The 14,827-nt window shown below is 62.5% G+C and carries 17 protein-coding genes; 6 read left to right on the forward strand and 11 right to left on the reverse strand.

Annotated features, from left to right (window positions below; translation table 11 throughout):
- Window positions 1–139 precede the first annotated feature (139 nt).
- The 4 genes from B9N88_RS20230 (at window position 140) to B9N88_RS20240 (ending at window position 2,613) form a co-directional block, all read left to right on the forward strand.
- A complete protein-coding gene (locus tag B9N88_RS20230; RefSeq protein ID WP_027605795.1) occupies window positions 140–685 on the forward strand; it encodes a hypothetical protein in 546 nt (181 codons plus the stop codon).
- A 72-nt stretch (window positions 686–757) separates the two neighbouring features.
- Window positions 758–970: a hypothetical protein gene (locus tag B9N88_RS20235; protein ID WP_027605796.1), complete on the forward strand. Its 213-nt coding sequence runs from the start codon at window positions 758–760 to the stop codon at window positions 968–970.
- 11 nt (window positions 971–981) lie between these two features.
- The gene (locus tag B9N88_RS32990; protein ID WP_256221203.1) at window positions 982–1,116 is read left to right on the forward strand and encodes a hypothetical protein; all 135 of its coding nucleotides are present in this window, start codon (window positions 982–984) and stop codon (window positions 1,114–1,116) included.
- Between the two features lie 195 nt (window positions 1,117–1,311).
- The gene (locus tag B9N88_RS20240) at window positions 1,312–2,613 is read left to right on the forward strand and encodes a dermonecrotic toxin domain-containing protein (protein ID WP_051429353.1); all 1,302 of its coding nucleotides are present in this window, start codon (window positions 1,312–1,314) and stop codon (window positions 2,611–2,613) included.
- Window positions 2,614–2,631: 18 nt separating this feature from the next.
- Here B9N88_RS20240 and B9N88_RS20245 read toward each other — a convergent pair whose 3' ends face one another.
- The 4 genes from B9N88_RS20245 to B9N88_RS20260 all read right to left on the reverse strand — a co-directional run bounded on the left by B9N88_RS20245 (window position 2,632) and on the right by B9N88_RS20260 (window position 6,370).
- Window positions 2,632–3,873, reverse strand: a complete 1,242-nt coding sequence (locus tag B9N88_RS20245) for an EAL domain-containing response regulator (protein ID WP_027605797.1) — start codon at window positions 3,871–3,873, stop codon at window positions 2,632–2,634.
- Between the two features lie 9 nt (window positions 3,874–3,882).
- On the reverse strand, window positions 3,883–4,269 hold the full coding sequence (locus B9N88_RS20250) for a response regulator (protein WP_027605798.1): 387 nt from the start codon (window positions 4,267–4,269) through the stop codon (window positions 3,883–3,885).
- Window positions 4,254–5,603: a sensor histidine kinase gene (locus B9N88_RS20255; protein ID WP_027605799.1), complete on the reverse strand. Its 1,350-nt coding sequence runs from the start codon at window positions 5,601–5,603 to the stop codon at window positions 4,254–4,256. Before B9N88_RS20255 ends, B9N88_RS20250 begins: the two co-directional genes overlap by 16 nt.
- A gap of 203 nt (window positions 5,604–5,806) precedes the next feature.
- Window positions 5,807–6,370 (reverse strand): GNAT family N-acetyltransferase, encoded by a 564-nt coding sequence (locus B9N88_RS20260; RefSeq protein ID WP_027605800.1) that lies wholly within the window; start codon window positions 6,368–6,370, stop codon window positions 5,807–5,809.
- Window positions 6,371–6,590: 220 nt separating this feature from the next.
- Here B9N88_RS20260 and B9N88_RS20265 point away from each other — a divergent pair, with 220 nt between their 5' ends.
- Entirely contained in the window at window positions 6,591–7,664 is a 1,074-nt protein-coding gene (locus tag B9N88_RS20265) for an NAD(P)-dependent alcohol dehydrogenase (RefSeq protein WP_027605801.1), read from the forward strand.
- A gap of 15 nt (window positions 7,665–7,679) precedes the next feature.
- Here the strand turns inward: B9N88_RS20265 and B9N88_RS20270 are convergent, their stop codons facing one another.
- Genes B9N88_RS20270 through B9N88_RS20300 form a run of 7 tightly spaced genes read right to left on the reverse strand, consistent with a single transcriptional unit; the run spans window position 7,680 to window position 13,969 of the window.
- Window positions 7,680–9,044, reverse strand: coding sequence for an ATP-binding protein (locus B9N88_RS20270; protein WP_027605802.1), 1,365 nt, complete (start codon window positions 9,042–9,044; stop codon window positions 7,680–7,682).
- Window positions 9,041–9,703, reverse strand: coding sequence for a response regulator (locus tag B9N88_RS20275; protein WP_027605803.1), 663 nt, complete (start codon window positions 9,701–9,703; stop codon window positions 9,041–9,043). Before B9N88_RS20275 ends, B9N88_RS20270 begins: the two co-directional genes overlap by 4 nt.
- A 12-nt stretch (window positions 9,704–9,715) precedes the next feature.
- Window positions 9,716–10,360 (reverse strand): tetratricopeptide repeat protein, encoded by a 645-nt coding sequence (locus B9N88_RS20280; protein WP_027605804.1) that lies wholly within the window; start codon window positions 10,358–10,360, stop codon window positions 9,716–9,718.
- A complete protein-coding gene (locus tag B9N88_RS20285) occupies window positions 10,357–11,166 on the reverse strand; it encodes an SDR family oxidoreductase (protein WP_027605805.1) in 810 nt (269 codons plus the stop codon). The genes B9N88_RS20280 and B9N88_RS20285 overlap by 4 nt, the downstream gene beginning before the upstream one ends.
- Complete coding sequence (locus tag B9N88_RS20290; protein WP_027605806.1) at window positions 11,153–11,827, reverse strand: TenA family transcriptional regulator; 675 nt, start codon at window positions 11,825–11,827, stop codon at window positions 11,153–11,155. Before B9N88_RS20290 ends, B9N88_RS20285 begins: the two co-directional genes overlap by 14 nt.
- A complete protein-coding gene (locus B9N88_RS20295) occupies window positions 11,824–13,302 on the reverse strand; it encodes an AMP-binding protein (RefSeq protein WP_027605807.1) in 1,479 nt (492 codons plus the stop codon). Before B9N88_RS20295 ends, B9N88_RS20290 begins: the two co-directional genes overlap by 4 nt.
- Window positions 13,292–13,969, reverse strand: coding sequence for a thermostable hemolysin (locus tag B9N88_RS20300; protein ID WP_027605808.1), 678 nt, complete (start codon window positions 13,967–13,969; stop codon window positions 13,292–13,294). Before B9N88_RS20300 ends, B9N88_RS20295 begins: the two co-directional genes overlap by 11 nt.
- A 176-nt stretch (window positions 13,970–14,145) precedes the next feature.
- Here B9N88_RS20300 and B9N88_RS20305 point away from each other — a divergent pair, with 176 nt between their 5' ends.
- Window positions 14,146–14,688, forward strand: coding sequence for a cytochrome b (locus tag B9N88_RS20305; RefSeq protein ID WP_027605809.1), 543 nt, complete (start codon window positions 14,146–14,148; stop codon window positions 14,686–14,688).
- Window positions 14,689–14,827 lie beyond the last annotated feature (139 nt).

Genomic DNA, 14,827 nt, shown 5'->3' on the forward strand with positions numbered 1-14,827 from the left:
CCACAAAAAAAAGGCCGGCCATGACAAGGCTGCTCACCATAAGGGAGCGGCTTGCGCACCGTGATGGTGCAACAACAAACTTGAACTTCGCCACGGCCCGATTCTTCTAAGGGGTTTGAGCCCAGCAGGGAGCACGGATGTGCCCAGAATCATTTCACCCGACACCCCGGAAGCGAACCTGGCCGACCACAGCGAGCACAACGCCAAGATCTTCGGCTCGCCCAAGGACCGCCTGGACTTCTACCGTCGCGAAATCCAATACGAAACCACCATCCTCGCCAACCGCACCGATGCCTACCTGACGGCGCAGTCGTTCCTGGTGATTGCCTTTGTCTCCGGCATGGGCAACCTCAACCCGGAGTGGGGCAAGTTGTTCACCCTGGTGGTGCCGGTGTTCCTGACGCTGCTCGGCATACTCAGTTCCCTGAATGCCTGGCCGGGGATCCGCGCCGCGTACGAAATCATCGATCACTGGCACTACAAGCAGAGCGAACTGCTGCGCAGCGAGCCGGTGATGGGCATGGCCTACGATGAGTCGCCGCTGTTTTCCGAAATGGAGTCCTCCCATAAGGGCTATCGCAAGTCGCTGCTGTTCTCCATGCGTGCGCCGTGGCTGTTCATGGTGTTCTGGGTGTTGCTGGGGGCGTACGCGTTTTATATCCAGGTGGATAACCCGGGCTCTTAAGCAGTTGGAACTTCAGCGGCCGGCACGGGACCTTACCTTTACGCAGTTTGCGTTTTTCAAACGAGGTGAGCCATGAGCACAGACAAAGACCCCCAGACCAGCAACCGTAACGACCCGGCAATCGACGGCGGCGAACCGGCCCCAGGCACGGCGGCCGATGTACCGAAAGACCCGAAACCCGCCGCCGACCCCAAGGCCAAGGAAAACGACTACAGTCCAGACTTCAAGCCTGAGCGCGAGCCCAAGCCTGAAACCGATGCCGATATCGACACCCAGGGCGGTTAGAGGAGACGATCATGTCCAAAGAACTGGAAGAAGAACTCAACGATCCGGGCAATGAAGACCCGGGTTCCCTGATGGATGATGCAGAAGTACCGCTCAATGATCTGGATGACGCGGCGGATGTGGGCAATACCGAAAAGCCCGATTAATCCCGGCCCTGTAGCTGTCGAGCCCTGGCAAGGCAGCTGCGGGTATGAACAATGTCTCGGCCGTTGAAGCAAACGGTAACGACTGAAGCTGGAACACTCTCGTCAGCCAAGCACACACACCTCAGACAGCATCGCAGGAAGACAGCTGCGCGGCTGGGGAACATTTCCCTCACTCCCTACCGATCTTGGCCGATTATGACTTTTTCCACCGCTACCGCCGCCGCCCGCCCCATAAACACTGCGCCGATAAGTGCCAATTCTTGGGAGGATTCCGAGGACACCTTTGTCATTAAAAATGCCAGGGAAAAATTCAACGAGAGCCTGGTGAAGGACTTGAACAGCGGCAAAATGCCGCCTGACGTCAACAACCTCCTCGAGGCCGTGCTGTCGCCAGGCCAGGCAGGCCTGCCCAACGTGCAAGTCAGGACCTTCGCCGTGGATGGTGTTCAAGCCAAGGACATCATATTCATTCAACGGGTACCGCTTGTACCTGATGGGCCTGACATCGTGCTTTATGTTCCGGAGAAAGACGGCAGTTCATACCAGTCTTTCAATACTGTCGAAGACATGAACGCCTGGTTGCAAACACGCGCTGACGACCCCAGGCTACTCAAGGCATTTACCCGGCACTTTGCGCGGGACAGCGCTCCCGAAAAACAAGCCCATGTCGCCGATACACTGATTCGATTCAGAAACCATGACATCAATGCCGTCGTCGGGCCTTATGCCAACGAAGGTGACGATATATTTGTCCGACTGGACAAGGGGCCGTCCGCACCGCCCGCTGCGGTCAACGGTTTGACAAGGCTTGAGGAAGAACAGATATCCCCCGAAGGGCGGGTGCTTTATTCAGGACTGCGACCGGATGGTACAAAAGTACTCTTTGAATATGACGCCTACGGAAACCTTCAAGGTGGAGATAAAAAGGGCAATTTCTATTTTGTTAAAAACGGCTTGAACAGCCCCAGGCCGCTGGTGCCGATGACGGAAAGTGCATTCAAGCAAACGGTTCGGAACGAAGCGCTCGACAATATCGGTGCAAACGATACGCGGGGGCTCTACGAAGAACTGTTGAGGCACCTTGAACATCCCTCCGCCGGCATCGCCGATGCCCTGCAGGCGTTCGGGGTGAATAAGAACGCCGCCGATGCCACAGAGCGGTACCTGGACAATCCCTTCAGCGCGCTGCTGGTTGATTTGAATACCCGCAACCAGATCGGCAAGGTATTCGGCGTTGACAAGCAAACCATGGACTCGGCATTGAAAGGGGTCGGCGATTTGGCGCAACGGTTCGTTCCTGTTTATGGACAGGCGAGGAGCTTGGGATCGTTACTTGCCAAAGCGATCAGGAATGAGCCTCTCAGTGTTCAGGAGACACGGGACCTTGCTGATAACTTGGCGTTGAAACCCGACAGCCCGGCATTAAAGAACCTGCCTGCAGCGCAGACGCCTGGCAAGCCCTCCGTCGCCATGCCGGTGCAAATGAACGCCCATTAATCTGCCCCCCGCTGGATCTCACCGCTCCAATAACAAGCGCTCCAGTGCTGTCGCGGGTAATGGCCGACTGAACAGATAGCCCTGGATCTGATCACAACCGGCCTCTTTCAAAAACGCCAGTTGCGCCTGGGTTTCCACGCCCTCGGCCACCACCCGCAGGCTCAGGCTGTGGGCCAGCTCGATAATGGTGCGGGTGATCGCGGCGTCCTGGGGGTTACTGGTGACCTCGCGGATAAACGCAATATCGATCTTCAGCGTGTCGATGGGAAAGCGTCGCAGGTAGGCCAGGCTGGAATAACCGGTGCCGAAGTCGTCGATGGAGATCTTCACGCCCATGGCGCGCAGGCGTTGCAGGCTGGCGATGGTGTGCTGGGTATTCTCCATCAGCGAGCCTTCGGTCAGTTCCACTTCCAGCCAATGGGGTTCGACGCCGGTCTCAGTGAGAATGCGCGCGATATCGGCAATCAGGTCGCCCTCGATCAACTGATGGCCGGAGACGTTCACCGACACCTCGACGGCGCCAATCGCGCTGCGCTGCCACGTCGCAATCTGCTGGCATACGCTGCGGATCACCCAGCTTCCCACCTCCACGATCAAACCCAGGCTTTCCAGGACGGGCACGAACACCGCCGGCGATACCGCGCCGTAGCCTGGGCGCTCCCAACGCAGCAGTGCCTCCAGGGCGCAGATCTGCCCGTCGGCCAACGCGACTTTTGGCTGGTAGTGCAGGGTGAACTCATCGTGCTCCACGGCCTGGCGCAGGGCGTTTTCCAGTTCCTGGCGGGCCAGGTCGTGCACGTTCATGCGCGTGCTGTCACCGGCATGTTGGCGCAGTTGCTGCTCAAGCAACTGGCTATGGCGCTTGAGTTGATCGCCGTGGCTCTTGAGCCGCAGCAGGTTGCGCACCCGCAGCCACAGCTCGACCCGTTCCACCGGCTTGCTGATGAACTCTTCAGCACCGGTTTCCAGGCCACTGACCCGCGCACTCGACTCGCTGAGGGCCGACAGCATGATGATCGGAATGCTCGCCGTGGCTGCGTCGCCCTTGAGCTGGCTGGCCACTTCGTAGCCGTCCATGCCTGGCATCATGATGTCCAGCAGGATCAGGTCTGGTGGTTGCTTGGCCACCAGTTGCAAGGCTTCCTCGCCGCTGCCTGCACTCAGGGTCCGGTAGCCCTCGTGTTGCAACAGGGTTTCCAGCAGTTTGCGAACCTGGGGTTCGTCATCAACGATCAACAGCGTTGCGGGTTGGCTGGCCATGGAGAGGACTCATCTGAGGGGGGTGAGGGTGGTGTGTTGCAACAGCGTGTCGATCACCTGGTACAGCTCTTTGTAGCGCAGCGGCTTGCTGATGTAGGCATCGCAACCGGCCAGCCGGGTCTTTTCACGGTCTTCCTTCATGGCCATGGCGGTGAGGGCAATCACCGGGATATGGGCGGTGTGCGGGTCCTGCTTGAGCAGTGCGGTAGCGGCCAGGCCATCCATGCCAGGCAGCTGGATGTCCATCAGGATCAACGCCGGTTGGGCTTCGCGGGCCAGGGTCAGGCCGCTCTCGGCGTCGGCGGCCCACACCACCGTGTGGCCGGCGTTGACCAGCAGCAGCCGGGCCAGGCGCATATTGGCCTCGTTGTCTTCGACGATCAGGATATGGGCCATTGCGCCTCCGTGCTGCGGTGGAGTGGCAGCCACACCACAAACCGGGCGCCCAGGCCTTCACGGCTGGCCACCGCAACGCTGCCACCGTGCAGGTCGACCAGTTGCTTGACCATCGCCAAGCCCAGGCCGGTGCCTTCGAATTTGCGCGCCAGGCTGCTGTCGATCTGGCTGAAGGCCTTGAACAGCTTGCCCATGTCGTCCTCGGCAATACCGATGCCGGTGTCGCTGACGCTCAATTCGAGGAACTGCTGGTGGGCGCTGGGTTGCAGGACAAACCCGTGCATCGGCCAATCGCCGGGCACTCGCCCGACCTGTTCGCGGGCCACCTGGCGCACCGCCAGGGTCACGGAACTGCCGTGCTCGCTGAACTTCACCGCATTGGCCAGCAGGTTGTAGATGATCTGCTTGGTCTTGCGCAGGTCCAGGGCCAGTGTGCCGAAGTCGCCCTGGCTTTCGAGCTTCAACTGGATGCGTTGCAGGGCGGCTTTTTCGCGCACGATCAACAGGCTGTTGGCGAGCAACCCCGCCAGTTCCACGGACTCCAGCTCCAGGTCCATCATCCCGGCTTCGACCTTGGACAGGTCGAGAATGTCGTTGATCAGCGACAACAGGTGCTGGCCGCTGGTAAAGATGTCGCCGATGTATTCGCGCTGGGTCTCACTCATGTCGCCCACCAGCCCGTCCTTCAACGCCTCGGAAAAACCGATCACCGCATTCAGCGGTGTGCGCAATTCGTGGGACATGGTGGCGAGGAATTCGGATTTCATATGGCTGGCATGTTCCAGCTCCAGGTTCTTTTCCTCCAGCGCGCGCTCAAAGCCTTTGCGCTCGGCTTCTTCGTGTTTGCGTGCGGTGTTGTCGGTACCGATCAACAGGTAACCGATGATGGTGTCATGACGGTTACGCAGCGCCGTCACCGAGACCATGGCCGACAGGCGGCTGCCGTCCTTGCGGATATAGGTCAGCTCGTAAATATCCTCGATGCCACGGGAGGCCTTGAACACCAGGGCTTCGAAACCCGGCGTGATCGGCGTGTCCAGCTCCAGGCTGAGGGCGGCGGCGCGGGTGATCAGTTCGGCGGGGTCGGAGATATCGGCGGGGGTGATGCGGTTGAGGACATCCTCGGCGGCATACCCGAGCATGCGTTCGGCGCCGACATTGAAGATCTGGATCACGCCCTTTTCATCGGTGGCGATGCTGGAGAAGTAGGCGCTGTTGAAGATTGCGTCTTGCAGGGCACCGGTCTTCAGCAGGGTCTTCTGGCGTTTGAATTCGACGATTTTTTCGGCCCGCGATTGGGCTTCAAGCGGTGGTCCAGTGACGGGTTTGTCCATGGCGGTGTTTTCCAGGCAGATCGGCCCGGCCGTGTCGATGACAGGGCCGCAGAGCATGCTCACAGAAAATCGCGTGGACGCGATGAGGAGGAGATGAGATCCCCGGACAATAGCAGATACCGCCCGCACTACGGTATGGATACACTCAAACGGGTGTACGCCGACACAGGGCGGCGGGCCGCCCTGTTACCGTGCGGCGCGGTTTAGAGCATCACGCTGCTGATGACCTGGGTGCTGTCATCCGGGTTGATGACGCTGTGGAATCCCAAGGCCTGGTTCAACTCGCGCAACGGCGCATTGGTTGCCGCGTCGACCGTGTACATGCGTTTAAAGCCATTGGCGCGTGCCGCCGTCATCAGGTGCAGCATCAAAAGGCGCCCCAGGCCCAGGTGTTGCCAGGCATCGGCCACGGTGACCGCGCATTCGCATTCATCCGCGTTGGCTGCGGCATAGCGGGCCACGCCGATCTCGATCAGTTGGCCGTTGTCGTGCACCAAGGCGATAAAGGCCATGCGTTGCTGGTTATCGACATCCATCAATTGGTCCATCAGGGTCTTGCCGGGCTCGTTGATTTCCCCCAGGAAGCGCGCGTGCCGCGATTCACGGGACAGGCCCTTGATGAAGTTGTATTCCCGTTCACGGTCGTCGGCGCCGAGGGGGCGCACCAGTGCATGGCGGCCATCGTCGAGCTGATCGATCCAGTGCGGTTTCGGCAGTGCTGCGTAGGCGGGGGCGGCCTGCTGGTTACGTGCTTCGAGGGTAGGCATGGTGTGGGCTCCTGGCGGTCAGCATCGGGCAACAGTGCCTTGCTCGATCATGCCCCCGGGGGCTGGGGCGCCATTGATCTGCATCAAGACGCCTGGCCGCCGGGCAGGGCAGGCGACGTTCGGTCATGCGCATCGGCAAAGGGTTGACCATGATCAACGTTCGGCGCGCCGTCGCGGCGCAGTCTGGTCCCACCCCACATGCCCAGCAGGAGGTCACACCATGGCAACCATGAGAGCCGCTGTCTTCGTTGAGAAAAACCGCATCGTCCTCGAGGATAAACCGATCCCCGAGGTCGGCCCGCTCGACGCCCTGGTGCGGATCACCACCACGACCATCTGCGGCACCGACGTGCATATCCTGCGCGGTGAGTACCCGGTGGCCAAAGGGCTGACGGTGGGCCATGAGCCGGTGGGCATCATCGAGCGGCTGGGCTCCCAGGTGCGCGGTTTCGTCGAAGGGCAACGGGTGATCGCCGGCGCAATCACGCCCAGCGGGCAGAGCTATGCGTGCCTGTGCGGCTGCGGTGCCCAGGACGGCCCCGACACCCGCCATGGTTTCCGTGCCGCCGGCGGCTGGAAATTCGGCAACACCCTCGACGGCTGCCAGGCCGAATACGTGCTGGTGCCCGATGCGCTGGCCAACCTGTGCCCGATCCCCGATGGCCTGAGTGACGAGCAGGTGCTGATGTGCCCGGACATCATGTCCACCGGCTTTTCCGGTGCCGAGCGTGGTGAGGTCAACATTGGCGACACGGTGGCGGTGTTTGCCCTCGGGCCGATCGGCTTGTGCGCGGTAGCGGGGGCACGGCTCAAAGGCGCGTCGATGATCATTGGGGTCGACGGCGTCAGCGAACGCATGGGCGTCGCCCGTGGCCTGGGCGCGACCCATATTGTCGACTTCAAGCAAGGCAACGTGGTCGAGCAGATCATGGCCCTGACCGACGGGCGTGGCGTGGATGTGGCCATCGAGGCGTTGGGCACCCAAGGCACCTTCGAATCGGCCTTGCGCGTGTTGCGTCCCGGTGGCCGCTTGTCCAGCCTTGGGGTGTACTCCAGCGACCTGCGCATCCCCTATGACGCGTTTGGCGCAGGCCTGGGGGATTACAGCATCGTCTCGACCCTGTGCCCCGGCGGCAAGGAACGCATGCGTCGCTTGATGGCGGTGGTCGCCAGCGGCGGGGTGGACCTGTCGCCGCTGGTGACCCACCGCTTCAAGCTCGACGACATTGAGGCGGCCTATGAACTGTTCGCCCATCAGCGCGATGGGGTGATGAAAGTCGCGATTACGCCCTGATACCCGCTGGGCCGATCACTGCGCAATCTCCAGGCTCGCCCGCAGGCCGCCGGCCGCCAGGTTGTCCAGGCGTACCTGGCCGCCCAGGCGTTGGGCGATGGTTTGCACGATGGTCAGGCCCAGGCCGGCGCCCTGGGCATTGCCACGGCTGTAGAACCGCTCGAACAGCCGCTCACGCTGGCTTTCGTCGATGCCAGGCCCCTGATCCTCGACGCTCAGGACCCATCCCCTGGCTGTTTTGCACAACCCCACGGTAATCACCCCGTGCTCCGGGGAGAAGTTCGCCGCGTTGGTCACCAGATTGGTCAGGGCGATGTTGATTGCGCCGGCATCGGTTGTTACGCGGTACTGGGCATCGTCGACATCGAACACCAGCTCGAGGCCTTTGCTCAGCAGCCAGGGTGTCAGCTGAATCAGCGTTTCACGCACCGTTGTCGCCAGGTCGATAGCTTGCACGGCTGGCAGCCCGGCGCTGGGTTCCAGGCGTGCCATGGTCAGCAATTGGTTGACCAGGCGGCTGGTGCGGTCGACACCGCTGATCAGGAAGGCCAGGGACTCGCGCCGTTCGGTTTCAGTGCCGGCTTCCAGCAGGTTTTGCGCGTGCACCCGCAATACCGCCAGGGGCGTGCGCATTTCGTGGGCGGCATCGGCGATAAAGCGCCGCTCGCGGCCGAGCATGTCCTGGATCTGCGCGAGCATGCGGTTCAACGCCGCCTGCATCGGCTCCAACTCCATGGGCAGGGGCGTCAGTTGCATCGGCTCCAGTGAGCCGGAATGCCGCGCGCGCAAGGTGGCGGCCATATCGGCCAGCGGCTTGAGGCCCCAGCCGATGGCCAGCCAGACCATGGCGGCGAGGATCAGGCTGCCCAGCACGTTGGGCCACAGGGTATGCCGCACGATGCGCTGGACCAGGTCGGAGCGCACGTCATCACGCTCGCCGACCCAGATACGCAGGCCGTTGTCCTTGTCCTTGAGCACGAAGCCGCGCCATTGGCGGCCATTAAGGTCGTCGATATTGCTGTACCCCGGCTGTGCGGGGGGCGTGGCGAATGACGGGGCGCTGGTGGTAAACACCAGCAGTTCGCCCTGTGGGCTCCACACCTGGAAGGCGATTTTGCTTTCATAGGGGTGCCCGTCCACCTTGGGCATGGCGTTGCCCAAGGCTTTGTTGAAGGCGCGATACAGGTCGGCCTGGTCCTGGCTGGCCAGCGGCATGCTCATGACACCCTGGAGCAGGCGGGCGTTCTGCGCCAACTGCGCGTCGTAGACTTCGGCGATTTCGTGATTGCTGTCATGCAGGTTGAGCACGCTGATTACCAGCAGCCCGGTGAGCAGCAGGCCGATAATGAGGCTCAGGGTTCGCCGCCGAATCGAGGTCATTGGCGCTCCTCCACCAGGTAGCCCACGCCGCGCACGGTGCGGATCAGTTCACTGGAGAACTTCTTGCGCAGGTGATGGATATGCACCTCCAGGGTGTTGCTTTCGGCTTCTTCGTTCCAGCCGTAGAGCAACTGCATCAACTGGTCGCGGGTCATCACGCGGCCCGGCGGCGACAGCAGCTCGTGCAGCAGTTGATATTCCTTGGGGGTAAGCAGTACCGGTGCGCCGTGGTAACTGACCTGCTGGGTGCTCGGGTCCAGGCAGATGCCTGCGTGTTCGATCAATACCCGTGCCCGGCCGGCGCTGCGGCGCAGCAGTGCACGCAGGCGTGCCTTGAGTTCGGCCAGGTCGAAGGGCTTGATCAGGTAATCGTCGGCGCCGGCGTCCAGCCCGGCGATGCGGTCTTCGGTGGCATCCCGTGCGGTGAGGATCAGCACCGGCAGGTTGGAGCCGCTGTCACGCAGGCGCCGCAGCACCTCCAAACCGTCCATGCGTGGCAGGCCGAGGTCAAGCACTGCCGCATCGAAGGTTTCGCTGAGCAGCGCATGCAAGGCGCTGCTGCCATCCTGCAGCCAATCGACGGTGTAGCCCTCACGCACCAGCGCCTGGTGAATGCCTTCGCCCAATGCCACGTCATCCTCGATCAGTAAAAGGCGCACGCAGACTCCTTGTCATTTGAGTTTTTGGTTGATGTCAGCCAGCACGCCTTCGATCTCTTTGCGCCGCCCGGCATCGGCGGTTTCGCGACCGGGCCGGGGCGCGGCCAGCAGGGCTTTTTGCAAGGCTTCACGGGCTTCGCCATAGCGTTTTTGCCGGTACAGGTGGTCACCCCAGAAGTACAGACTATCAATGCCTGCCGGGTTCAGTTGCAAGGCTTGTTTGAGCAGCGCTTCGGCCTTGTCCGCATCACCGAAGCCGATCGGCCAGCCGGGCACCCGGTCGTACAGGGCGGCCAGGCTGGTATAGGCCGAGCCTTGCAGGGCCTGGGGATCCAGGGCGAGAGCTTTTTCCAGGTCGACCTTGGCCGCCTTGACCTTGCTTAACGCGCCAAGCCCGCCCTGGGCACCCGCCCAACTGCTGGTGACGATGCCTGACCAGATCCACGCCTCGGCGGCTTGGGGGCGGTCGTGGGTGAAGGCCGTAGCCTGGGTGGCGAGTTGTTCAAAAGCCTGGGTCCGTTGTTCCTCGGGCAGGTTGTATTGGATGTGCGCCCAGCGCGTCTGGATCTCGTTGAGGCGTTGTTGGTCGACGGCGTCCATCGCCCAGGTGAAGGGGCTCAGGGCGGTGAGCAGCAGCGCGGTAAAGAGTTGTTTCATGGCTTCGGGTCCTTATTCTCAGGTGTGTCGCTCAGGCGGCGTACCAGCGGCAGCTGTTTACGCAAACCCCGGTCGACCAGGTTCGGCAGCAGGCTGTTGAGGCGCACAAAAAAACGCTCCGGCCAGCCCAGGTACAGATCGCGACGCTGGTTGGCTATGGCCTGGATCACGGCCGATGCCACGGTGTGCGGGTCATCGACGTTGGATTTGAGCGCATCGTTCAAAGCCTGCGCCGCCGGGCTGTTCATCGCGGTGCGGGTCGCGCGCGGTGCTACGTACAGCACGCCGACGCGGGTGTCGGCCAGTTCCCGGCGCAACGCTTCGGAAAACCCGCGCAAGGCAAACTTGCTGGCGCAGTAGGTGGCGTAGCCGGGGTAGCCGATGGAGCCATAGGTGGAACCGACATTCACCACCATGGCGCTCGGTGCCTGCTTGAGCAGCGGAAGCAGCAGCTTGGTCAGGCAGATCGGCGCGGTGATGTTCAGCGCCAGCATGCCGTTGATGTCGCTGTCTTCAAGTTGCTCAAGCATGGCGAAGTGATTGATGCCGGCGGCGTTGATCAGCAGGTTGATGCCGCCGATGGCTTCGGCGGCGGCCAGCACCTTACGGCGGTCGGCGAGGAAGGTCAGGTCGGCACCGACCCAGCAGAGTTGCTCCGGGTAGCGCTCAAGCAACCCCTCCAGTGGTGCACGGTGACGGGCCACGGCCAGCACCTGCGCACCACTGGCACACAGGGCGGTGGCAATCGCCAGGCCGATGCCACCGCTGGCGCCGGTCAGCACCACGCGCGTTTCAGACAGGCGCATGGGGCGCCTCCCCGAGACGCGGCAGGCTGCGGAACATGTCGGTGTAGAGCGCATACACCACCTTGGAGGCGCGTATCACCGCGGCCTGGTCGTCGGGGTCGTCCAGGCTGTTCATCAAGCGGCGATAGGTTTCCATGTGGCCGATATCCAGGGATCCGTGGGAACTCAGGTAGCTGAACGCCGTTGCCGGCAGTTGCAAGCGCTCACGGATGCTGCCGGCCGCGTGGGTGGCCAGGGCGATGCTGGTGCCTTCGAGCACATTGACCATGCCGAACAGGCCGACCGGGTTGTCACGGGCGATCAGGTCGTAGAGGTAACTGACCATCAACTCGATGGGCAAACCGGGGCGCCCGTCACGTACCGCGTCGTCATCACCGCCGCAGGCGGCAATGTCATCGAGCACCCACTGCTCGTGGCCGTATTCATCCTCGATGTACTCGCAGACAGCCTTGCGCAGCCATTCCAGGCGCGAAGGCAGGCGCGCACCGCAGGCCATCATCAACGGCACGGTATGCCGCACGTGGTAGTAGGCCTGGGCCAGGAACGCGCGATAGCTGTCGAGGCTGACCTTGCCCTCCAGGGCGTCGCGGATGATCGGCAGGTTGAACAGCGCATGGCGCTCCTGCTGGGTGGCTTCTTGCAGCGTGTCGAAAAAATTCACGATGAGGCTTCCTCGTTGAATGCCGGGGCAAATTGGGCTTGATAACGGGCGACGATGGCGTCGCGCCGTGGCCGGCCATTGGCGGTGAGCAAGCCATTGGCGGCGGTGAAGGGGTGCGTCAGGCGCGTCCAGCGATGCACCTGGGCGTAGTCCGGCAGGCCGCTGTTGGCCTCGGCCACGGCGGCGGCCAGTTGCGCGTCGCTGCAGTCGGCGCGATGGGGCCAGAGCAGGGCGTGGTTCTGCGGCAGGGCTTCGCCATACACGAACGCCTGGGCGATCACACCGCCCTGGGTCAGCTCGGCCTCGACCCAATCCGGGTTGACGTTGCGCCCGTAACTGGTAACGAACTGATGTTTCTTGCGGCCCTTGAGGTAGAGAAAACCGTCCTCGTCAAAGGCGCCGAGGTCGCCGCTGGGCCACCATTGCTCGGGTTGGTCTGTCTGGCCCAGGTAGCCGAGCAACGTCGAGCCCTTGATCAGCACTTCATCGTCTTCGGCCAGGCGGATTTCCACGTGGGGCAGTGGCCGGCCGACACTACCAGGACGGTGTGCCTCGGGACGATTGAGGCTCACCACGGAGGCGCATTCCGACAGCCCATAACCTTCGTATACCGGTACGCCCAGTTGCTGCGCGCGCTGCAGCAAGGCCTTGGAGACGCGCGCACCGCCGACGGCGGCAAAGCGCAGGCCCTGTGGGCTGAAGGCCTTTTGCTCGGCAGCAATCACCAGCATCAACAGCAATTGCGGCACCAGGATCAGGCTGTGGGGCTGACGCGTTGCCAGGCAGCCAAGCAATTGTGCGGCGTCCACCGCGCTGGCGCCCTGGATGCCCAGGCTCTTCTGGCTGGGCAAGCTGAGGGTGGCGCCGGCGTAGAGCGCGGCGTAGCAACCGAGGTTTTCCAGCAAAATCGCGATGGGCAACAGCGCCAGGTGGTGGCGTGGGTCGCTGCCGTGGCTGGCCTGGTACAGCTCGCGGGCCACCCGCAGCAGGCTGTCGGCGCCCAGGCACACGCCCTTGGGCGCGCCGGTGGTGCCGGAGGTGAACGTTACCTTGGCGGTACCCACGGGTATCGAAGGGCGGCCTTCAAAGGCGCGGCACCAGAATTCGCCGCACGGTTGATAGCCGTTGGCGCGCAATTCAGCCGCCAGATGCGGCTCGGCGATCACCCGTTCGGCGTGGCTTTGTTCCAGGCAATGGGCGCGCTGGGCCGGGCTGAAGAACGGCGGCAAGGTCAGGCAGGTCAGGCCTTCGAACAGCACTGCCAGGTCCCACAGCATGGCCTCGACGCCATTGTCCAGGGCCAGGGCGACCACCTTGACGCCTTCGTCGCGCAGGCGCTCCTGCCGATACGCCACTTCGGCGAACATCTGGGCATAATCCATTTTCAAGCTGTCGCCCCACAGGGCGATGGCGCCATCGTTGCGTTCGGCATGGCCACGCAGTACGGCGTGGAAGCGGCGGGTTTCAGGCGACATGGCTGGCGTCCTCGAGGGTGGTTGGCAACCCCAGGCGTGAGAACAGGCCCATGTTGCGCAAATGGATGAACCCGGCGCGGATATTGCCGACATGCACCCACGGTTGGCTTTCGTAGTAACTGCCCCAGTGATGGCGCTCATCGCCCAGGCGCTGCGGGTCGGCCGCGCACAGGGTGACGGGCTTCAAGCCCAGGCGATGGAAGCTGTTGACCAGACCGATATTGCCGGTGAACGCCACCCACTCCAGGCCGCCCATGGCCAGCAGCCAGGTAATGGCGATGATGCTCAGGCGCGCACTGCCGGTGTCGCTGGCCGCGAGGTTGCCGACTTCGGCGATGGCGCCGCGCTCCACGGGGTGTTCGGCGGCGGCACTGATCAGCGGGTCGATCGGATGGTCCAGGTAACGCTCCAGGAACAACGGCTCGGCGCTTGCCAGGCGCACACCGGCAACGGCACACAGCTCGCCGTCGGCCTGGCTGACGCCAAACAACTGCGGCATGAAGTGGCGGATATCGGCGCCGTGGGCAAGGCGAAAACGTTGTTGGATAAACGCTTCGAAGGCAGGCCGCTGCGGGTCTTGGGGCAGGGCGCGGGACAGGCGCAGCGGTGCACTGTCGGCATGGCCGAACAGCACCGGCAAGGAAATGTTCCAATCGATATCGGGCATTGGCAGTACGCCTCCCCAGTGAAGTTGGGAGGAGTATCGGAGGCATTTCTTAACGAAGTCTGAAGGTGGCAAAAGGATATTTTTCCCGATCTTCAGACTGCCTTAAGACTTCGCGGACAGGGTGGCGCGGTCTTTCCACGGCCGCTTGCGGCCACCATCTGCACAAGGCCCCATCCATGACTGAACATCTGCTGACACAGCGCTACACGAAGCTGTCGATGACCCTGCACTGGCTGATGCTGGCGCTGTTTGTCGGCGTGTACGCCTGCATTGAAATCAAAGGCCTGCTGCCTCGCGGCCATGCATTGAAGGGCGTGTTGCTCGGCGGTCACGGGCTGTTCGGCATCGGGATTTTCCTGCTGGTCTGGCTGCGCCTGCTGGGACGCCTGGCGCCGCGCCCGGCGATCCTGCCGCGTCCACCGGCCTGGCAGACTGCCGTGGCGCACCTGATGCACCTGGCACTGTATGGCTTGATGATCGTGACACCGCTGCTGGCCTGGCTGATGCTCAACGCCGCAGGCAAGCCCGTGCCGTATTTCGAGTTCGCCTTGCCATCGCTGCTGGCGGTGGACCCCGACCTGGCCAAGCAACTCAAGCACTGGCATGAGTGGCTGGGCAGCGCCGGCTATTGGTTGATCGGCCTGCATGCTGCCGCGGGGCTGTTCCACCATTACTGGGTGCGTGACAACACCCTGGTGCGCATGCTGCCAAAACGTTAGAAATGCCAAAATTGCACTTTATGCGCTTGATGAAACGTTTCTTCTAGCGACAAACGGCCTGCGCAAGCGCTTGCGTAAGTAAATGTATCTGATTAGAGTCGGTGGCAATCGGCTCTGATCAAAGAGGGCTGAACGACAA

The organism is Pseudomonas sp. LAMO17WK12:I1 (assembly GCF_900177315.1).
Classification (GTDB): Bacteria; Pseudomonadota; Gammaproteobacteria; order Pseudomonadales; family Pseudomonadaceae; genus Aquipseudomonas; species Aquipseudomonas marginalis.